The organism is bacterium, assembly GCA_024228115.1.
In the GTDB taxonomy this organism is placed as follows: domain Bacteria; phylum Myxococcota_A; class UBA9160; order UBA9160; family UBA6930.
The window spans coordinates 1-18,458 of record JAAETT010000578.1; the positions used below are offsets into that span (position 1 = coordinate 1).

20 protein-coding genes and 1 tRNA gene are annotated in these 18,458 nt (G+C 64.3%); 12 read left to right on the forward strand and 9 right to left on the reverse strand.

Features of this window, described 5'->3' with window-relative positions; all coding sequences use genetic code 11:
• The first annotated feature begins 809 nt into the window (after positions 1-809).
• Entirely contained in the window at positions 810-1,487 is a 678-nt protein-coding gene (locus GY937_23940; GenBank protein MCP5059766.1) for a hypothetical protein, read from the forward strand.
• 396 nt (positions 1,488-1,883) lie between these two features.
• Here GY937_23940 and GY937_23945 read toward each other — a convergent pair whose 3' ends face one another.
• The 3 genes from GY937_23945 to GY937_23955 all read right to left on the reverse strand — a co-directional run bounded on the left by GY937_23945 (position 1,884) and on the right by GY937_23955 (position 3,458).
• On the reverse strand, positions 1,884-2,423 hold the full coding sequence (locus tag GY937_23945; protein MCP5059767.1) for a PEGA domain-containing protein: 540 nt from the start codon (positions 2,421-2,423) through the stop codon (positions 1,884-1,886).
• Between the two features lie 373 nt (positions 2,424-2,796).
• Entirely contained in the window at positions 2,797-2,994 is a 198-nt protein-coding gene (locus GY937_23950; protein ID MCP5059768.1) for a hypothetical protein, read from the reverse strand.
• A gap of 98 nt (positions 2,995-3,092) precedes the next feature.
• On the reverse strand, positions 3,093-3,458 hold the full coding sequence (locus tag GY937_23955) for a hypothetical protein (GenBank protein MCP5059769.1): 366 nt from the start codon (positions 3,456-3,458) through the stop codon (positions 3,093-3,095).
• 136 nt (positions 3,459-3,594) lie between these two features.
• On the opposite strand from GY937_23955, the gene GY937_23960 reads away from it, so the two are divergent.
• Positions 3,595-3,933 (forward strand): hypothetical protein, encoded by a 339-nt coding sequence (locus GY937_23960; protein ID MCP5059770.1) that lies wholly within the window; start codon positions 3,595-3,597, stop codon positions 3,931-3,933.
• A gap of 146 nt (positions 3,934-4,079) precedes the next feature.
• Here the strand turns inward: GY937_23960 and GY937_23965 are convergent, their stop codons facing one another.
• Entirely contained in the window at positions 4,080-4,271 is a 192-nt protein-coding gene (locus GY937_23965; GenBank protein MCP5059771.1) for a hypothetical protein, read from the reverse strand.
• Between the two features lie 369 nt (positions 4,272-4,640).
• Here GY937_23965 and GY937_23970 point away from each other — a divergent pair, with 369 nt between their 5' ends.
• The 9 genes from GY937_23970 to GY937_24010 all read left to right on the forward strand — a co-directional run bounded on the left by GY937_23970 (position 4,641) and on the right by GY937_24010 (position 12,200).
• A complete protein-coding gene (locus GY937_23970; GenBank protein MCP5059772.1) occupies positions 4,641-5,276 on the forward strand; it encodes a recombinase family protein in 636 nt (211 codons plus the stop codon).
• 168 nt (positions 5,277-5,444) lie between these two features.
• Positions 5,445-5,747 carry a hypothetical protein gene (locus GY937_23975; GenBank protein MCP5059773.1) on the forward strand — a complete coding sequence of 101 codons (303 nt, stop codon included), beginning with the start codon at positions 5,445-5,447 and terminating at the stop codon, positions 5,745-5,747.
• A complete protein-coding gene (locus GY937_23980; protein MCP5059774.1) occupies positions 5,744-6,922 on the forward strand; it encodes a hypothetical protein in 1,179 nt (392 codons plus the stop codon). The genes GY937_23975 and GY937_23980 overlap by 4 nt, the downstream gene beginning before the upstream one ends.
• A gap of 76 nt (positions 6,923-6,998) precedes the next feature.
• The gene (locus tag GY937_23985) at positions 6,999-7,178 is read left to right on the forward strand and encodes a helix-turn-helix domain-containing protein (protein ID MCP5059775.1); all 180 of its coding nucleotides are present in this window, start codon (positions 6,999-7,001) and stop codon (positions 7,176-7,178) included.
• Between the two features lie 214 nt (positions 7,179-7,392).
• Entirely contained in the window at positions 7,393-7,863 is a 471-nt protein-coding gene (locus GY937_23990) for a hypothetical protein (protein MCP5059776.1), read from the forward strand.
• On the forward strand, positions 7,860-9,476 hold the full coding sequence (locus GY937_23995) for a DUF3987 domain-containing protein (protein ID MCP5059777.1): 1,617 nt from the start codon (positions 7,860-7,862) through the stop codon (positions 9,474-9,476). Before GY937_23990 ends, GY937_23995 begins: the two co-directional genes overlap by 4 nt.
• A gap of 297 nt (positions 9,477-9,773) precedes the next feature.
• Positions 9,774-10,091: a helix-turn-helix domain-containing protein gene (locus GY937_24000; GenBank protein ID MCP5059778.1), complete on the forward strand. Its 318-nt coding sequence runs from the start codon at positions 9,774-9,776 to the stop codon at positions 10,089-10,091.
• 49 nt (positions 10,092-10,140) lie between these two features.
• Complete coding sequence (locus GY937_24005) at positions 10,141-11,421, forward strand: hypothetical protein (protein MCP5059779.1); 1,281 nt, start codon at positions 10,141-10,143, stop codon at positions 11,419-11,421.
• Positions 11,418-12,200, forward strand: a complete 783-nt coding sequence (locus tag GY937_24010; protein ID MCP5059780.1) for a hypothetical protein — start codon at positions 11,418-11,420, stop codon at positions 12,198-12,200. Before GY937_24005 ends, GY937_24010 begins: the two co-directional genes overlap by 4 nt.
• 154 nt (positions 12,201-12,354) lie before the next feature.
• Here GY937_24010 and GY937_24015 read toward each other — a convergent pair.
• The 4 genes from GY937_24015 to GY937_24030 form a co-directional block, all read right to left on the reverse strand.
• A tRNA-Gly gene (locus GY937_24015) sits at positions 12,355-12,430 on the reverse strand.
• A 62-nt stretch (positions 12,431-12,492) separates the two neighbouring features.
• A complete protein-coding gene (locus GY937_24020; protein MCP5059781.1) occupies positions 12,493-13,806 on the reverse strand; it encodes a nucleotide sugar dehydrogenase in 1,314 nt (437 codons plus the stop codon).
• Positions 13,807-13,854: 48 nt separating this feature from the next.
• Positions 13,855-14,523: a CDP-diacylglycerol--glycerol-3-phosphate 3-phosphatidyltransferase gene (gene pgsA / locus GY937_24025; protein ID MCP5059782.1), complete on the reverse strand. Its 669-nt coding sequence runs from the start codon at positions 14,521-14,523 to the stop codon at positions 13,855-13,857.
• Positions 14,504-15,178 (reverse strand): lytic transglycosylase domain-containing protein, encoded by a 675-nt coding sequence (locus GY937_24030; GenBank protein ID MCP5059783.1) that lies wholly within the window; start codon positions 15,176-15,178, stop codon positions 14,504-14,506. Before GY937_24030 ends, pgsA begins: the two co-directional genes overlap by 20 nt.
• A 33-nt stretch (positions 15,179-15,211) precedes the next feature.
• On the opposite strand from GY937_24030, the gene nadB reads away from it, so the two are divergent.
• Positions 15,212-16,834 (forward strand): L-aspartate oxidase, encoded by a 1,623-nt coding sequence (gene nadB / locus GY937_24035; GenBank protein ID MCP5059784.1) that lies wholly within the window; start codon positions 15,212-15,214, stop codon positions 16,832-16,834.
• Between the two features lie 105 nt (positions 16,835-16,939).
• On the opposite strand, the gene GY937_24040 is transcribed toward nadB, so the two are convergent.
• Positions 16,940-18,334: a DUF4388 domain-containing protein gene (locus tag GY937_24040; GenBank protein ID MCP5059785.1), complete on the reverse strand. Its 1,395-nt coding sequence runs from the start codon at positions 18,332-18,334 to the stop codon at positions 16,940-16,942.
• Positions 18,335-18,458: the final 124 nt, after the last annotated feature.

Below are 18,458 nucleotides of genomic sequence, written 5' to 3' on the forward strand. Positions count from 1 at the left end.
GACATTCACGTTGGCAAGGTCGGTGTACCCTCCGGGGGCACCGCAATTCCAGCTACTTGGCGCTCTCCGTGCTTGTCAGGACCGCACACGACCGCATCTCACCACCGCATCCGACCTCGGAGGTCGGGCATAGGTCGGGCAGAATCTTCCCGTGTGCGTGTCACCCACCGGCGTGACTCCCCACCCCCATGCTCCAACCTCCCGGTCGCCTGCTGCCGCCCAAACTCCGTGGCCGCTTCGCGGTACCCCCGAAACCGCGTGACAGCGCACTCCTCCCAAGAGACGCGCCGCGAGGCGCAAGCTCGGACCCTTCACGGTGCGGTGTTTCGATCCCGCCCGGCGTGAACCGGGTGTGGCTCTCTCCGCCTCCGCGTTGGTGCCGACACGCCGCTGGTCCCCGCGGGAGCCAAGGTGGGAAACTCGTTGGGAAACAGGCGGAAGTTGCACGTGGCAACGCGGTAGGGTTCCCAGGAGAGGAGGAAGCGCCGTGGAGGTCTACGAGCCTGGCAAGGGCCAACGGGAGGACGAGAAACCGCAGCAGCCGATGCCCTCTTCGAGGACGTCCCCGAAGAGGAAGCCGCCGGCTCCGCCCTGGAAGCAACCCCCTGATGACGATGAGACTCGCTGGCGGTTCGAGTACCGCCGCCTCCTGATGTCGATTCAGTCGGCGGCTTGGATCGGGGTCTGCCTTCTCGTGGTGATCGCCTTTCTTCAGTGCGGAACTCGAGTGCTGGTCAGGTAGCGCCCTGCGGGTGCGCCCCTTCTTCTGGCCCAGCCCGCCTCTGCCGCAATCTGCCTCGGAGACCACATTGGTTGAACGCAATCCCCCGCTCACGCCGAAGCGAGCGAAACTGCTCATCCTGAAGTCCCTCGTAGAAGACCGGGGCCTCCACTCGCACAAGTCGAGCGTCCTGGGGCGGATGTTCTCGGGAGGTCAGGGCACGATCGCCGCCCACATCGGCGATCTCTCTCGCGAGGAGTTTGGACTGGCCAACCGTTGCTGGGTAGAGATGCTTGCGGAGGGCCTGATCGAACCATCCGGCCACGATGCGATGGACCCGGACAACTGGTGCTGGCCGACGGAAGCTGGCCGAGCAGCGCTTGCCCGCGGCCTCGCCGATGATCTGGACGATGCCTTGGCCAGTCTTGGTGCGGACCTCCCTGGCTTGAGGGAGCGAGCACAGGAATTGCGGTGGGCTTCACACCCCGATCCGAGGGAGATCGCTGGCTGTCTCGTCGAACTCGTCGATCAGTCGCTACGCGCCGGGGCTCCGGAGCAACCTGATCGGCGTCGCAAGGCCAGAGCCATCGCCGAGGCCCGAGGCGCGGCGACGGAGGACCTGGACGACATCGCAGCCAGCTTGGTACAGACTCAAAAAAGGCTTCAGGGAGAAAAGCACCGGCCTGTAGCGAGCATCCCCGGAAGGACAAAGGCGGAGCTCTTGGCCGCGGCGGAAGGAGTACTGCGGGACATCCTCCTTCCGTGAGCCTGTGCTGCGAGATGCATCGGCGTCGGCGCAGACGCCTCTTCGCAAGGAAGACGGTTCCTTGCAGTGAGCGCGTAGTCAACCTTGCCCGGGAGTCTCATCCGCCGCCTTCGACTCAACGGGCCAGCGGAAATCCCCGGCAGTGTTCCCCGGCGCCCGCACATTCAGCTCTGGCTTGGAACGATGCCTAGAATCGCAGAAATCGTCGAACAGGAATCGCAGCGGAACTCTTGATCGGTGTAAACCTGTCGCGCTCGTTGGCCATCGCATGGGTTGTCTTCTAGGCAGTGAGGGCAGATCAGAGCGGGGCCGCCTACGTCAACCCTCCCTCTCAGTCGCGCAGAAATCCGATCTCCGAGAGCGCAGGTTTCGTGCCATCAACTGGGAATTCTGAGGCTACTGCCGTATTACGAGTAGCTGCTCGTCATCCACAAGAAGGAACGTGCCTTCCGACGTCTCACAGATCTTTGCCCAGTACGGATACAGGTGCAGGAACTCCCAGTCATAGGTCGCGACCTCCCACAACTCGACATCCGCACCGTCCCGCACGACCACATTCTCGCCGTGGTTGCCAAGAAAAGGCCTCGGGCCGACAAACTGCACTTCGCGGCAAGAAGAACGCCGGTGAACTCGAGGTACGGTCGGAAAAGAAAGTGCGGGCACTAGCTGCAGATCGAAGCTCAACTTGCCCGGAGGGGTCTTTACCTGGCAAGCGTTGACTCGCTTGGTCTGAGTGGTGCCGCTATGGCCCCTTGGCGGGTACACGGTGACCTGGTAGAAGGCTTGGTCATAAGCCCAACCGCCTGGTGCGACCGCGACGCCAACCCAACGCTTGCTGCATTGAAGTTGGATGTGAACAGGGGTTCGACCCAAGTCAACGCCATTGACGTCGACCTGGCCGCCGGAGGGGGAGCTTTGGACCAGAAACGGAACCATGGTCGACGTAGCGCAAGCAGAAGCCCAGGTCGCGAACAGAGCGGCGGCCGCAACCCGAAACGCTCTCTGGCTTCTTCCGGCCGAGTGAGATGACAACAGATACACGGAGAAATAATAGTCGCTGAGGTATCAGGCGTACTGCCAGCAGATGAAGTTTATCGTGAGGACCGCAGGTAGTGAGTGGGGCTCCCGATGGCTGCCACAATCATCTCTGGGCCGCGGGGTTTTCCGCCGTTGGCGATGGTCTTGGTCGCACACTCGACACAAGAACGCGACACGCAATCACCGACACCCCAAGCCCCCCCCCGGTTGGATCCGCGGATGATCACTCCACCCCGCGGTCACAGCAATCGGCGACGAAACCTATCGAAGGTCAGGCGATGGCCTCCTCGCCACGCAGTCCTCGAGACGAAGAGCGCCGACGCTTCAGTTGCTCCAACCCAACCAGTCCGCAAGCAGCGAGAAAGGTGAGCGAGGGCTCGGGGACGGAGACGGACTCAACGGAAACGGCCATCAACGTATCGAGGTCCGGAATCGAGGCGAGCCAACTCCGCCCACGCGGATCGGCCATACTGGACGACTTTCCTAGAACCGACCGAGAAGATTGTCAGTCCGAAGAACGGAAAGAAGGTTTCGGTGGCAACAGCCCGCGGCAATGGCTGAGAACCTTCAATTTGACTGGTGCGCCTCCGAGAGCGTTGCTATGTGGGCAGCATTTGACTTGCTGCTACTGCGCCGTGCCTGGTGAACCCGGCAAAGCCTATGCGCCTTGGCTCGGCGCCACAGCGGCGCGTGATCCGCGAAACCCACGGCCCGTGCGGCCTTCCGCGCCGACACGCCCTCCAAGTAGAGCAGAAGCCCCAGTCGGTTCCGCTCCCCGAGGCGCGTGGAGGCCATGATGCGCAGGGCGGCCTCGCGGGCTTGGCGGTCGATGGAGTCCGCGGGAGGACACCAGGCACCGCTGATGCCGTCATCGCGAGCGTCGTGTTCCGTGCCAACGGAGCTGGCGACGGGCGGCGATTCGGCAGTAGGCATCGATCCCCCTCCAACCCATCAAGCTCGCCGCATCCCCCAACTGGGGTTACATGACGAGGCGACTTCCAGAGTATCATCCCGGGCGCGGCGGGCCCATCTCGCATCGATTCACGCCTCTGGCCCGAAGGAGAGAACCATGAAGAGAGCGATCGTTTTCGCATTCATCCTGGTGCCGATGGCTGTGCCAGCCCGTTCCGGAGACTTTTGCGTCGACTTCTGGGCCAAGGCCGAACCGTTCCAGAGGGAACTGTTTGTCCGAAACTCCGACGACACAACGGTAGCCAATGTCGAAAAGCGCCTCGGCGGTGATGCCGACGTCTATGAGAAGTTCCGCGCCTGTTTTCGCGCGAGCACCATGGAATTCGTGAAGAAGCTCGACGCCGGTTGCGAGACAAAGATCAGCCCGGAGGGCCTTGTCGAGCTACTCAAAGATCGTGTAATGGGGTGCATGATCGGCATAGAAGCCAGCGACTAGCCCGTGCCCCGAACCGGTGAATCCGGATCCGTCACGGCCGGCGACACCCGCCACCCATCGGTGCCCCTCGGGGACGCACCGCCCCGCCGAGGTCCGAGGGTGGTGATGTAGGGAGATCGCGCGCGCGAAAACCCCAACCCCCCCCATCAACGCGTGCGCAGCTTTCCCGCTTTCTTTCGTCGCTCGTAGGCGTGGGCTTGCTGGCACTGGACAGAGCAGTAGGCCTCGTCGGTTCGACTTGGCTCAAACCACGTCTTGCACTGCCTGCACTCGTGCTCGTAGTAGGTCTCGATGACGGTGCGTTCGAGTTTTCGCCTCTTCGGCTTGATGCGTACCACCCGTTCGTGTTCCTTGTTGTTACGCTTTTTCTCGTGAAACGCTTGACACGCCTACTCTCTTCACGGTAGTTGATGTGAGTGTCGCGCACCGCTTGAAGTCGCGCCCACGGTTGAGGCGAGAATCCATGACCGATTCGACTGTCCAGGTAGCCCCGGATGCTCAGGGGTCGATGAAGCCAACTCTATCCACACGCGCGACGGGCCTGCACCCGCTCCTCACGGAAGTCCACCGGGAGAGCACGGAGCGTTTCAAAACCGTCTCGCCCGACGGCTTTAGCGAGCGATCTATCGCCGCGAGAATGCATGACCCACGAGGAATTGAATCCCCGGTTCAGAAACGGTCGATTCTGGAACGAATGAGGTGAGCTGATGGCAAGGCGAGTAGCTCTCTACGCGCGAGTATCAACACGGGACCAGCATCCGGATGCCCAACTCGGTCGCCTTCGGACCTGGGCTGAACACGCGGACCTAGAGCCCGTCGAGTTCGTCGACAACGGCCAGAGTGGCCGCAAGGCTGAGCGCCCTGCCCTGCGCGAGCTTCTAAACGCCGTCAGGCGGCATGAGGTGGAGGTGGTTGCCACGGTGAAGCTCGACCGTCTGGCCCGGTCGACTCGTAACCTCTGCGAACTCGCTGACGTGTTCGAGGCTTCCAACGTGGACTTGGTCTGCCTGGATCAGGCTGTGGACACGCGCACGGCCGCAGGGAGGCTCCTCTACCGGGTCCTGGGGGCCTTCAGCGAGTTCGAGGCCGATCTCATCCGAGAGCGAACCCTCGACGGCCTAGCTGCCGCCCGCCGACGAGGCAAGCGCATCGGCCGACCACGAGCGCTCGGTTGCGAGGGAGTTGCCAGAGCGCAGCGAATGCATTCGAAGGGTCGGTCGTTGAGCCAGATTGCGGCGGTCCTGGGCGTGTCGAAGGCGACCATCCACCGGGTCCTTCGCGGGTCACAAGGGGGCGAGAGGGGGAAGCGCCTAGAGTCGGACAGGAGATCCGCGATCGGGTGAGGTCGGCGGCAGCAGCCCGAGCGGCTCACCTGCCGACCCGGACACCGCGGGTTAGATTCTCCCTGACCGCGCCCTACCGCCGGGGTAGCTCCTCGGCGGGACAATCCGGCCACCCAGGGCCGGTCGGGCGCGGCCTCAACTTCCCTGGGTGCACCACTGGGAGGTGCGATGGCCGAGAAGAAGCTCCGAAGGGTCGTCAAGAAAGCCCGGTCTGCGCCGGACGATCCGGCAGGGGCCAGCGACAGCATTGCCGAATCCGCCCCGGTCAGCGCAGGGCGAGAAGCGCTGGCCGCTTCGACCGTGAGACTCCCGGTTTCCACGTGTCGGTCCACGAGCTGCTTCGTCCGGCTCGCTACTGGCCCAGGCCTGACGACGAGATCGGGGCGTGCGGCTCCCCCTTCGAAGCTCTCGGCCTCAAGCGGCGAGACGCCGCTCCTATCGGCCCGCCAACTTCGCCGGAGCCGGGTATGAAGCGCCCGCCCGACGAGTGGAGGCGCCGACTTGAGGCGCGAATGGCAGAGCGAAAAGAGCGCCTTCGAAGAGCCAGCGAGAAACCTGGACAGCCGAGGGATGTCGACCCGGCCGAGAAGACCGGAGAGATCCAGGCCGAACCGAGCGACTTCGACGACGCTGATATGAAGAAGCTCACCGGAATCGCCCACATGAGCGAACCGGCGGGTAGTGATCGGCCATCCGGGCCAGCTGCGGATGACGCCCCAGAGCCCGAGTTCGCACTTCCCCAAAGCCAGCGGGCTCGCGAGCTCACACAGGAAATGATCGAGCTGATCAAGCAAGTCCAGTTGAGCGAGCCGGCCGGAGGGGGCGACGATCGGCGACCTGCGCGGCCTGATTCGCTGGCCGATCCCCAGTTCGAGCAGGACCTGGACCTTCGGCGGGTGAGACAGGGAACCCCCGACTATCGCATCATCTCCATGGTGGAAGCCGTCATCGGCCAGTACCGCGCGATGGCGGAATTGGCGCCCGACGAGCGGAAGCTCGTCGACATTGGACTCGACCTGCTCAGCCTGGCGACCTCGCTTGAGCGGGAAGATCCCGCGGCGTTCGAGAGGGCCGTCGATCGGCTGAGAGCTGCAAGAACTCGCGTGTCAGCACCTCTCAGGAGAGAAGTGCCCCGACGGGATCGACCCGCCGACTTCCAGCGGGCCCACGTGAAGCTCGAGCGTGGGCGCCGCAGTGAATCTCTCACGTTCCGGTTTCGCGGAAACGTAGCCCAGCGTGGTGTTAGTGACCGTCCTCATTCGGAGAAGATGACCAAGCGCCTGGCGTTCATCGGGCAGCGCCTAATCTGGCTCGAGACGATTTCGACCTTAGGCCTGGATGAAGTCGTCGCTGGGTACGGCGATGCACGCGATCGAGAGAAGGAGGCACGGTGCAAGCTAGATAAAGGCAGCCCCATGCTGGACGCGTTCTTGCTCGCGGCGGACCAACTCCTCCAGGAAGAGGCGAGGATCACTCGCAGCACCCTGTTTCGACGCACGATGCGGATCTCATGGAACGCTCAGGCACCAGATGACCCCTGCCGCAGCGACGCCACCATGACGAGCTGGGTCCAGAAAGCACGCGCGGTCGCCGACCAAAGCCCGGCCATCGTCCCGACCGCTACGAAAGACCCAGAGACACGTTAAACCCCCTCTAGATTTCTGGGTTTAAGGTGTGCTGTTTCGTGGACCGTGTCTGGAGTTTCGGCTGTCATGAACTCCCATGAACGTCGTTCTCGGCACGATCCCGGCTACTGCGAAGGCTTGCGGGATCCACCCGCGCCATCTCCGGAAGGCCGTCAGAGATAACCAAGTCCCCGCCTTCAGGGTCGGGGCGTGGCTTCGGGTCCGCGAAGAGGATGTCCAACGCTGGCTCGACACGCTCAGGTATGTCCCGCCATGACTGAAGGCCTTGGCTGACGGTCGGCCGGGCCCCTGAACGAACGCGACCGGCCGGGGATTGACAAGCCCCGGTCGGCCACAACATGGAGTCCTTGAGTTTTGCGAACTTCGAACTCGATCGGAGGGTACCCCCTCCACCAGCTGCGTACAGCCCCTCCCCCTTCGGGCTCATTTGGGCCGCCGCACCCCCGACCTGGCGAGTACCCCCTGACCAGATGGCAGCTTCGCCGCGGCGGCCGGGGCCGGCAAAGATGAGCGCGGTCTTCCATGAGGCTGCTTTCTTCGACCCCGGCCCGGATCTCAAGGACCTGGGCCTCGAGACGCTCATCCTCGGAGCGTGCCTCATGGGCGACATGCGGTGGCCCGGTACCGAACTGTTTTGGAGCCCTGCCAATGCACACATCGCCGCCTACCAGGCCACATCCGAGGGCGAACCGAACTTCGCCGAGATCCGCAATTCGGCGCCAGAATGGATGAGACCGCACGTCACGCGTTCGCTGATCGACGCCGTCGACTCGTACGCAGGACCGTGGATGCTCGACCGCTACCTGGAGATTCTGCGTTCGCTCGCTTACCTGCGACGGGTCTTCTCTACGGCAGACGACATGGCCGCCGCTCTTCGAAAATCCCGCGCTGATGATGTTCTCGTTGGTGCAAGCGAGTGGCTACGAGAGGTGATCGGGTGAACGATCCGAGAAATCCCGCCCTGGAGTTGGTCCGGGAAGAACGCGAGAGCAGCTGGCCAGATCCTGAACCGCTGGAGGCTACGCCGCCCGAGCTTCCCGCCTTTCCGACCGACGCCATCCCGCACTGGCTCTCGGACTTCGTCACTGAGGAGGCAAGAGCCACGCAGACACCCCCAGATCTCGCGGCACTGCTCGCGCTTGCTGCGGTGGCCACGGGTGTGCAGGGGAAGGCCGTGGTTGCGCCAAAGAAGGGAGACCCCGGCTACACCGAGCCAATGAACATCTTCGTCGTCGTGGCGCTCCCACCTGCCTCGCGCAAGAGCGCGGTCTTCCGGGACGCGACTCAGCCGATCATCGATGTCGAGTGCCAAATGCGAGACACCGCTCGGGACCTGGTTGCCCGGGCAGAGGCCCGCCTGCAGATCCTGCGAGACGCGATCGACGCCAAGCAACGAAACGCGAAGAATCCCAAGACCACCACGGCGCGCGCGGATGAGCTCGCCAGCGAGATCGCGGAGCTCACGGTCCAGCTCGCACGCGACGAGGAGGCCTGCCCGAGAATGCCCCGCCTCCTCGTTTCCGACATCACACCCCAGGCACTCGGCATGCGCCTCGCTGAACATGGCGTCTTGACCCTCGCAACTGCAGAAGGGTCAGAGGTCTTCGAGACCGCACGGGGCCGCTACTCCGCCGACGCGAGACCCAACTTCGACGTGCTCAAGAAAGCCCACGCCGGGGATTGGATTGCGGTCGATCGGGTCAAGGGGGAGCCACTTCGGTGCGATCGGCCCGCGCTGACGTTAGCGCTGGCGATCCAGCCCGCGGTACTACGGGATGCGCGAGCAGTTGAGGTGTTTCGGGGGGAGGGCCTACTGGGTCGGTTCCTCTTCGCGTTGCCGCAGACGCTCGTGGGATCGCGAACCTGGGACCAAGCCGGCGTTCGCCCGCGAGTGCGCGACCTCTACGACCAGATGATCCGGAAGCTCATTGAAATCCCTCGACCGGCCGAGCCGTGGGTTCTCACTCTCGACGACCAGGCGGAAGCGGCACTTCGCAACTTCCACGACCGAATCGAATGCCAGCTATCAGAAAACGCGGCGCTTGGCTGGATGACGGATTGGGCCGGCAAGCTACCCGGTCTCACGGTGCGGATCGCCGGCCTGCTGCACTGCGTCGAGTGGCTGGACTCTGTGGACCAGATGTTCATCGTCCCGATCGATCGAACGACCGCCACGCAGGCGATTCAAATCGCCGAGTACGCCCTGGCCCACGCGCAGGCTGCCTTGCTCGAGGCTCCGGAGGACAAGCTCCTCGCGGACGCCCGCTACGTGTGGGGCCGCATCCTTCTCAAGCACCGAGAGGAGGGAAACTCGCTGCCAAGCACCCGGGAGATCCACCGTTGGGCAGGCGGTGGTGGAAAGGATCGTCGGATCCCGACCGCAACCGACACCGAACGGGTTCTCCACGAACTCGAGATCCGCGGATATGCGCAACGACACGACCGGAAGAAGGGCGGCCCGTTGTGGGAGATGAACCCCAAAGCACTGCGGGCTTCGGCACCTGTCAGCACTGTCAGCGTGTCAGCAGGGGGTACAGATGGCTCGGAGAACTGAAACGCTACGAGAGATCAACAGAGAAGAGAAGATTACTCAGACCCCCCTTATGGAGACTGCTGACAGTGCTGACAACGCGGACACTTTGGGGCCGAAGATCGCCTTGGATCGGCACCTCAAAGCGACTGTCAGCACTCCGATGCTGACAGTTCCAAGAGGGCAACGCGGCCTCTCCATCACCGATCTCGCCGACCTCTACCACGACTTCGGAGCGGCAAGCGACTCTGCATCGGGAGATCGCGCGGGCCGGAAGAAACGACCCCACTCTCGGCGGTTGGCGGGGAGAGGCGACCGCTGATGCTCGACGGGGCGGCCCAGCACCCCGACCTCGCGGAACTCCGCGAGCTGGCCGAGCGCTACGGGCTCTCGGTCGAAACCCTTGTCAGCCGTCTCGCCCTCAGCCTCGACGAGGTTGCCAGAGCGGTCGGCACCTCGAAACGCACCGCCGAGGGCTGGCTCGCCCGTGGCGAGTTCCCCAGCGCCTGGAAGGACGGTGCCGTAGTCCGGATCCCGACCCTCGACCTCCTCCGCTTCCAAGACCGCAAGCGCCTCACGCAGCGCCCCCGCAACCCCAGCAACCTCCGTGAGAAGGCTCGAGATGCACTTTTTCGGTGATGACAACCGCGATCGCGTTATGGTGCCCGCGAGCAGGGAGGCCGGTGGGATGGCAAAGGCATGGCTCGCTCGGGGCAAGCGGGGAGAGCTGATCATTCATGCGAAGGGGCGCATCGGCGATCAGGTGCTCCGCCGGCAGAAGCGCGTCCCCGACGACGATCCCGAGCTCGGCGATGAGATGATCCGCCAGCTCAACCGTGACTTCCTGATGAGCAACTTCTCCTGGCTGACCCGGGCAGCCGAGCGCGCCGACATCGGACCCATTCCCCGTAGGCGCCGCGGACCGGTCTTCTCTGAGTGGGCCGACCGGTGGCTCGAGGACCTGAAGGGTGAGATCGAAGAGAGCACCAGGCGAAACTACAAGAGCCATGTTGAGGACCTGAAGCGCCGCATGGGCAAGGAAACCCTGGCTTCGATCAGCCTGGGCGCAGTGAAGGTGTTGCGAAAGCAGCTCAGTAGTTCGCTCGCCGCCCGGACCGTCCAGTCGCGGCTCGGAGTCTTGCGACTCATCCTGATCGATGCCCGGGAGGACGGCCTGATCGACTCGACGCCCTTCGACTCCCCCAGCCGCACCCGGCGGACCAAGAAAGGCACGGCCGCGACGTCGACCCGTCGGATCACCTTCCAGCCCTACAGCTTCGAAGAACTCGCGGCGCTCGCAAAGGTGCTTCGCCAGCCGCGAACGCCTGACGAGCGGCGGTTCTTCCCGCTGACCGAAGCGCTCCTCTACACGGGCCTGCGGTGGGCCGAGCCCGCTGCATGGGTGTGGCCCGACCTCTCGATCGCGGGCGGCAGGATCGAAGTACTTCGCACGCTCCCCAAGCACGGCGTGATCCGGCTAGAGGAGTTCACCTCGCTCGAGAAGGTGAATGAGGCGTTCCCACCGAAGACCGGCACGTCCTGGGGCATCACGGTTCGGCGGCCGCTGCGGGAGCTGTTGCTTCGACAGCGGCAGGTCAGCTACCTGGGGCGAGAGAACGGCTGGGTCTTCCCGAACAGCCGCAAGGGGCATCTTCACTATCCGAACTGGTTGCGCCGCGGCTGGGAGCCGGCGCTGCGCCGAGCTGGTGTTTCTCCGCGAGCTGGTGACGCGCAGAAGTCGCTACGCCGGACCTACGTGGTGAGTTCACTCGTCTGCGGCCGGAACCCGAAGGAGATCTCGGCCGAGGTCGGGCACACCACGAGTCGCATGGTGCTCGGCGTCTATGACGCCTTCCTGGATGCCTCGGGGTGGCCGGCGGACCATGAGCGGCGAAAGCTGGCGGCGTTCTACGGATGGCCCGATCCTACGGTCCTGGCCCGTGAAGACGCCGAGGAGCAGCAAGGATGAGTGACAAGCAGCCGGAGTGCTTTGTGATCATGCCGATCTCGAACCCGAACCCGGAAAAGTACAAGCCGGATCACTTCCAACGGATCTACGAAGACGTGTTCGTTCCAGCGTGCGAACAGGCGGAGTTCCATCCAACGCTCGCAAGCCGTTCCCCTGAAACGAACATCATTCACCTCGACATCCTTCGCCGTCTTGTGGAGGCGCCGATGGCCCTCTGCGACCTATCCGCGTTGAATCCGAATGTCTTCTTCGAACTGGGAATTCGGCAAGCATTCGACAAGCCGGTCGTACTCGTCCAAGAGGAAGGGACTCCTCAGATCTTCGACACTGGGGTGATCCGCACTCTGGACTACCGACCGAACCTAGACGTACGAGAGGTGCCCGAGGATCTCGCGAAGATCGCGGAAGCCCTGACCGAAACCTTCAATTCGCCGGCCGACTCCGTGAATTCGCTAGTGCGGCTGTTGGAACTCTTGCCCGCTCGATTGGGCTCGCCAGACGACGAGGAAGGCAAGCGGTTCGAGCTGATTCTCAATGAACTCCAGGCGATCCGTAGCGACTTGGCCAAATCACGCCTGCGAAGGGCGGCTGAGCTGGGTCCCCCGTTGGGGCTGGGCGGCCTCAGTCGAAGTACACCCAACTTGATGGACCTCCTCGGAAACCAGCAATCCCTCAGCTCGCACGACTTTGGTGGCAAGGAGGACCTGGCAGCCGGGATCTCCGCCCTCAAGCGTATCACGAGTGATGGTGCCGAGGACTCAAGTGACGACGGAAGCTAACCGGCTGGCTGGCCAAGCAGGTTCTCGATTCGCGCCGGACCTCCAGCCACACTGGGTCAGGTCGGGCATAGGTCGGGCAAGGTCGGGCTGGGCTGTTGTTAGTCTGAACCAGCCCATCCAGACACGCGTAACCTGCCGGAACCAGGGAGAAAAGTGGAGCGCGAGACCGGATTCGAACCGGCGACATTCACGTTGGCAACGTGATGCTCTACCAACTGAGCTACTCGCGCTCGGAGCCGGGTAGATTACCCAGCGTGGAGGGGACTGTCTAGGCTGGCGCCTCGCCCCTCCTCTAGAGCTTTCGGACCTTCTCCATGCCCTTTTCGACGTTTCGCGTCGCGTTGCGCGTGTCGTAGACGCGGCCCGCCTTGGCGACGACCCGGGCGTAATCCACGGCTTCGTGATCGGTGATGATCACCACCAAGTCGGCGGCAGCGAGCTCGTCATCCGTCAGTTCGACGTTCTTGAGGATCCCGTCTTCCACCACCAGCTCGGGAACATGCGGATCGTGGTAGCGGATCACGGCGCCCTTCGTTTCGAGCAGGCGGATGATCTCGAGCGCCGGGGTCTCCCGCATGTCGCTGACGTTGGGCTTGTAGGCCACGCCGAGCAGCAGGACGCGTGCGCCATTCACGGCCAGGCGATCCTCGTTCAGCAGGTCGGCGATCGTATCGGCCACATGCTCCGGCATCTTGCCGTTGATATCCGTCGCCAACTCGATGAAGCGTGCATTGAAGTTCAGCGACTTCATCTTCCAGGCCAGGTAGGTGGGATCGACCGGAATGCAGTGGCCGCCCAGGCCCGGGCCCGGCTGGAACTTCATGAAGCCGTAGGGCTTGGTCGCCGCAGCGTCGATCACTTCCCAGACGTCGAGGCCCAGGCGATCGCACATCAGCGCCACCTCGTTGGCCAGGCCGATGTTGATGGCGCGGAAGGTGTTCTCGAGGAGCTTCACCATCTCGGCGCTCTGGGTCGAGGTGACCGGCACCACGTCGTCGAAGATCGTCTGGAAGACCTTCACACCGAGCTCGGTGCAGGCGGGCGTCTCGCCACCGACGACCTTCGGCACCTCTCGCACTGCGAACTTCGTGTTGGCGGGGTCGATGCGCTCCGGGGCGAAGGCCACCGCGAAATCCGTTCCACATTCCAGCCCGGATTCCTCCAGCAGCGGCACGAACAAATCGTGGGTCGTGCCCGGGTAGGTGGTGCTGCCGAGGATCAGGAGTTGGCCGGAGCGCAGGCGCTTCCGGATCTCCTCAACGACCTTCACGATGTGGCTGACGTCCGGATCCTTGGTCTTGGTCAGCGGCGTCGGCACCGCCACGTTGACCACATCCTGGGCCGAGAGCGCCGTGAAATCCGTCGATGCCGAAAGCCGGCCGGCCGCCACTTCGCGGGCCACGTCCTCCGCCGGGACATCCTCGATGTAGGTGCCCCCTTCGTTCAGGATTCGCACCTTCTCGCCGTCCAGATCGAAACCCGTCACGCGGAAACCTGCCCGGGCGAACTCCAGGGCGAGGGGCAAGCCTACGTAGCCGAGCCCGATGACTCCGATCCGAGCCTCGCGGCTGTCGATGGTTTTGCTCAGGCTCTCGAGACGACTCATGTGGGGGCTCCGGGCGGCTGCCTGGCAGCCTGGAGGGAGGAAGGGGGATTAGCGGGACTCGGGCGCTTCGGCACCAAAGTACTCGGCGAAGTACTCGTAGCCGGACCACAAGGTGAGTGCCGTTGCGAGGGTCAATAGTGCCAGACCTATGAGATGATTTGGAAAGCCCAACGTCCCCGCGGGGAACAACAAGGCTCCGATGGCCACATTCTGGGCCACCATCTTGATCTTTCCGGCGGGCCCCGCGCTGATCACCTGGCCACCGGCCGAGGCGATGCCCCGGAGGCCGGTCACCGCGAGCTCTCGGCCCACGATCACGACCACGAGGACCAGGCCCTCGATCGGGATCCGATCCATGGCCAGCAGCACGATCAACGCGGTCGAAGCCGTGATCTTGTCCGCCAACGGGTCGAGCAGCTTTCCGATCCGGGTGATCTGCTGGCCCCAGCGAGCGGCCCACCCATCGACGATATCACCGACGGCGGCCACGATGAACAGCCAGGCGACGATCCGTGAGCTCGCCGGGTCGGGGAACCAGGGAAAGGCCAGGAGAACCGGCAACACCGCGAGGCGTACGACCGTGATCGTGTTGGGCACGTTCCAGAAGTGTTCGCGATCGGAAGACAGCTCGTGAGGCTCCGGGCTATGAGCCCGATCCGGTGACGGAAGCCGGGCCCTGGTGGAGCCCAGCTGGGCCTCACCGAGAGAAGTCGCCATGGTAACGACGATAATACGAAAGGACCCGCCGAACGTATTCCCGCGTCTCGGCATAGGGCGGAACGCCTCGGTGGCGGTCTACCGCCGTCGGGCCGGCATTGTAGGCCGCCAGGGTGTGGGTCCAGCTGCCGTAGCGGTCGTGAAGGCGGGCCAGATAGCGCACCCCGCCGTCGATGTTGTCTTCGGCCTGAAACGGCTGGAGCACGCCCAGCATCTTCGCCGTGTCTGGCATCAGCTGCATCAGGCCCATGGCCCCTTTGGGTGAGACGGCCTGGGGATCGAAGGCCGATTCTGCGTGGATCACCGCCTTCACCAGCGCGGGGGGAATCCCCTGCTCCAGGGAATGGGTCCGGATCACGCGGTCGAAGGTTCGCACCGGTCGGCGGCTCGCCTTCTTGGTCCTGGGCGCTGCCTTGTAGCTATTGGGCAGCTCGAAGCTGCGATAGCGGGCATCCGTCGGATCGACATTCGTGAAGTGGACGACGCCGCGGGCGTCGACATACCGGTAGAGCCCCTGGGCCAGGGCGCCCGTCGTGCCGATGCAGAGGGCGATCAAGACGAGGGCGAACGGGGCCATCGCACCGAGCCGGCACGCGACACGATTTTTCCCCGGGGCGTTGTTCCCCATCCGGTTCGAGAGATAGACTCGCTCCACCGTCTCTCCTATCGGAGCACCCGAGGCCCATTCTTGAGCCCCCCGGCGAGCGGATCCAGACCCAACGATGCTGACGTTCTCGTCCTAGGAAGCGGGATCGCAGGGTTGTTCTATGCCCTGCGGGTGGCCGCCCATGCTCGTGTGGTGCTCGTCACCAAAAAGCAGGCGGCCCAGGCAGCGACGAATTTTGCCCAGGGGGGCATCGCGGCGGTCGTTTCCGGCGACGACACGGTGGAGGACCACATCCGGGACACCCTGGAGGCGGGGGCCGGGCTCTGCCGCGAGGAAATCGTCCGCTTCGTCATCGAGCGAGGAGCGGATGCGATCGCCTCCCTTCTCGAACTCGGCGTGGAATTCGACCGGGATGCCAAGGGTGCCTTCGCCCTGGGGCGCGAGGGCGGGCACGGCCGGCGCCGGGTGCTCCACCATCGGGACGCGACGGGCCGAGAGATCGAGCGTGCCCTGTTGGCCCGCGCCCGCGCCCATCCGAACATCACCCTGCTCGAAGACTTCATGGCGGTGGATCTGCTGACCTCTCGCCGTGCCGGCCTGCCCGGGCCGAACCGGGCGCTCGGTGCCTATGTGCTCGATTCCCACCGGGGCACGGTCCACCGCTTTCGCGCCCGCGCCACCTTCCTGGCGACCGGCGGAGCGGGCAAGGTCTACCTGTATACGAGCAACCCGGACATCGCCTCCGGGGATGGAATCGCCATGGCGTATCGCGCCGGCGCAACCGTCGCGAACATGGAGTTCTTCCAGTTCCACCCCACCTGTCTGTTCCACTCCCAAGCAGGATCCTTCCTGATCAGCGAAGCGGTCCGCGGTGAGGGCGGCGTGTTGCGAAATGCCGCCGGCGAAGCGTTCATGGAGCCCTACCACGCGATGGCCGATCTCGCGCCGCGAGACGTCGTGGCCCGCGCCATCGATACCGAACTGAAACGCACCGGCGAGGATTCGGTCTACCTCGACATCACCCACCGCGACGCCAGTTGGCTGCGCGAGCGCTTCCCCACCATTCATCAGCGTTGCCTGGAGCTCGGCATCGATCTCACCCGGGATCCCATTCCGGTCGTGCCGGCCGCCCACTACTGCTGCGGCGGTGTCGTGACGAACCCACGCGGAGAGACCGATGTGGTCAATCTCTTCGCGGCCGGCGAAGTGACGTGCACGGGCCTGCACGGCGCCAACCGGCTTGCCTCGAACTCACTCCTCGAAGGCGTGGTCTTCGCCGAGGCCGCCGCCAACGAAACCCTCGCCCGCCTGCCGGACCTGCCGGCCATCACCAGCCCGATCGCCGGCTGGTCCGAGGGTGCCGCCACCGAGAGCTCCGAGGCGGTCGTGATCACCCAGAACTGGGATGAGATCCGTCGCTTCATGTGGAACTACGTCGGCATCGTACGAACGGACAAGCGCCTGGCCCGGGCGCAGCGGCGGATCGTCCTGCTGCGAGACGAGATCACCGAGTACTACTGGAACTTCCGCATCACCCCACCGCTCCTGGAGCTGCGAAACCTCGCCACCGTCGCGAAACTCGTCATTTCCTGCGCCAGCCAGCGCAAGGAAAGCCGCGGCCTCCACTACACCCTCGACCATCCCAACCGCGGCGACGACGAACTGGCCGAAGACACGCTCATCCGTCATCCCGACGCGCAGTAGTCTCGGAACGCAACAGCGGGGACGGGGGTTACAATTGACTTGTTTCGGACGGGCTCTGCCCGTCCGAAACAAGTCAATTGTAAACCCCGTCCCCGCTGTTGCGTTTCAGTTCTGCGGGATGAGTACGCCCAGGTCCACCAAGGCGTTGACGGCTGCCAGGATGTCGGCGTCGGGCTCGGGGATGACGTCGATCAATCGGCGCAGGGTGAAGCCAGCTTCGGCCAGGTCGAGTACCGCCTGCTCGATCTTCGATCCGCCTGAGTCGGAGCGGCTGGCATCCCAGTTCACGGCAAATGTCGTCGTCAATTCCACCGGGACACCATCGACCCGTGCCCGCTCATCCATCTGGCGGACGGCATCGAGGATCGCCGCTTCCAGTGATTGGGGTGCGTCCTCTTCGTCCAGGCCATCGACGTTGGAGAAGAACTCGAAGCGCCCGTCTTCCCATGCCAGCAAGCGCGAGAGCGCCTTGGTCCCGCAAAGGGCCCCGAGGCGTGCATAGCGCAGGAGTCCGCCCTCGAAGGCGATGACGCCCTCCTCCGCCCCGTGGGTCGCGATCAGGGTGCCTTTCGGTGAAGTGCTGCCGAGCATCTGGACGAGGTTCGGCATGCCCAGCTCTTCGATCTGGCCGCTGATGCCGGCCTCCTGGCGTTCGGCCGCATTGGCGCGAACATCTTCGACGAAATCGGCGATGACATCGGCCTCGCTGTCGCGGGATTCGAATTGCACGCCTACCGCCGCGACCGTTCCATCCGCCTCGATGTGCCTCGACACGCGACCCGTCACCTCGATGTGGTCGCTGGAATCCGGGCTCTGAAGGCGCAGCTTGACCTGCTTGCCGAGAGGGATCTCACTTGCGTCCGCTGAAATCAGCACACCGCTTTCGCTGAGATCACGGGTGTGCCCATCCAGATGGAAATCAGTCGTCGCCAGGCGCGCGGGAACGGAGGCACGGGATCGCGGGCCCTTTCGCCTTTCGTCCTCCTCCGCGACGGCGAGGTCTTCGTCGCGTAGTTCGGTGCCCGTCTCCTTCAACACCTGCTCGAGTTCACCAGGATCGATCTCGAGTTCGTCGGTTTCGGCGGCCGAGTCGAATTCGGGATGGGTGTATTCGGCTTCGACCTCGAGTTCCGGCTCGGCCTGAAGATCCGTAGCCGCGTCGAATCCGACGAGATCTTCGGAAGTCTCGGGCGTCTCGAAGAGCGAGGACTCCTCCGGCTCGGCAGGCGATCCGTCCAGGTGCTCGTTCAGCCGGGCGCGCAGCTCCGACGCCTGCTCCAGGAATTGCACCGCGACCGCGCCGGGCAGCTGATGAACGACCTCGGCTTCCAGCACGAACGTCTGTCCGCTGAAAAGGAGCGAAAGCTCTACCTCGACCTGCTCGCGCAATTCGAGGGCGTGCTCCGTGTGGACGAACGCCCCCCCAGCGCTCATGTTGCGCTCGTACTCCTCGCGGAACTCTTCGAGTTCCTCGAAAACGAGACGGAGCCTCTGGGTCATCGGGGCGGCACACCTCGACGGCGCCCGATCGCGATTCACAGTCGGGCGGCGTCTCGGGCCGTATCGGCGGGACGAGTGCACCGCATGACCGACGCGACCCCTTTTCCCCGAGGGGACAAGCCGC

Excerpts from the sequence above, each read along its gene's own strand:
- GY937_23945 (MCP5059767.1), bottom strand. The coding sequence starts at position 2,423 with ATGGTTCCGTTTCTGGTCCAAAGCTCCCCCTCCGGCGGCCAGGTCGAC.
- GY937_23950 (MCP5059768.1), bottom strand. The coding sequence starts at position 2,994 with ATGGCCGATCCGCGTGGGCGGAGTTGGCTCGCCTCGATTCCGGACCTC.
- GY937_23955 (MCP5059769.1), bottom strand. The coding sequence starts at position 3,458 with ATGCCTACTGCCGAATCGCCGCCCGTCGCCAGCTCCGTTGGCACGGAA.
- GY937_23960 (MCP5059770.1), top strand. The coding sequence starts at position 3,595 with ATGAAGAGAGCGATCGTTTTCGCATTCATCCTGGTGCCGATGGCTGTG.
- GY937_23970 (MCP5059772.1), top strand. The coding sequence starts at position 4,641 with ATGGCAAGGCGAGTAGCTCTCTACGCGCGAGTATCAACACGGGACCAG.
- GY937_23975 (MCP5059773.1), top strand. The coding sequence starts at position 5,445 with ATGGCCGAGAAGAAGCTCCGAAGGGTCGTCAAGAAAGCCCGGTCTGCG.
- GY937_23980 (MCP5059774.1), top strand. The coding sequence starts at position 5,744 with ATGAAGCGCCCGCCCGACGAGTGGAGGCGCCGACTTGAGGCGCGAATG.
- GY937_23985 (MCP5059775.1), top strand. The coding sequence starts at position 6,999 with ATGAACGTCGTTCTCGGCACGATCCCGGCTACTGCGAAGGCTTGCGGG.
- GY937_23990 (MCP5059776.1), top strand. The coding sequence starts at position 7,393 with ATGGCAGCTTCGCCGCGGCGGCCGGGGCCGGCAAAGATGAGCGCGGTC.
- GY937_24000 (MCP5059778.1), top strand. The coding sequence starts at position 9,774 with ATGCTCGACGGGGCGGCCCAGCACCCCGACCTCGCGGAACTCCGCGAG.
- GY937_24005 (MCP5059779.1), top strand. The coding sequence starts at position 10,141 with ATGGCAAAGGCATGGCTCGCTCGGGGCAAGCGGGGAGAGCTGATCATT.
- GY937_24010 (MCP5059780.1), top strand. The coding sequence starts at position 11,418 with ATGAGTGACAAGCAGCCGGAGTGCTTTGTGATCATGCCGATCTCGAAC.
- GY937_24020 (MCP5059781.1), bottom strand. The coding sequence starts at position 13,806 with ATGAGTCGTCTCGAGAGCCTGAGCAAAACCATCGACAGCCGCGAGGCT.
- pgsA (MCP5059782.1), bottom strand. The coding sequence starts at position 14,523 with ATGGCGACTTCTCTCGGTGAGGCCCAGCTGGGCTCCACCAGGGCCCGG.
- GY937_24040 (MCP5059785.1), bottom strand. The coding sequence starts at position 18,334 with ATGACCCAGAGGCTCCGTCTCGTTTTCGAGGAACTCGAAGAGTTCCGC.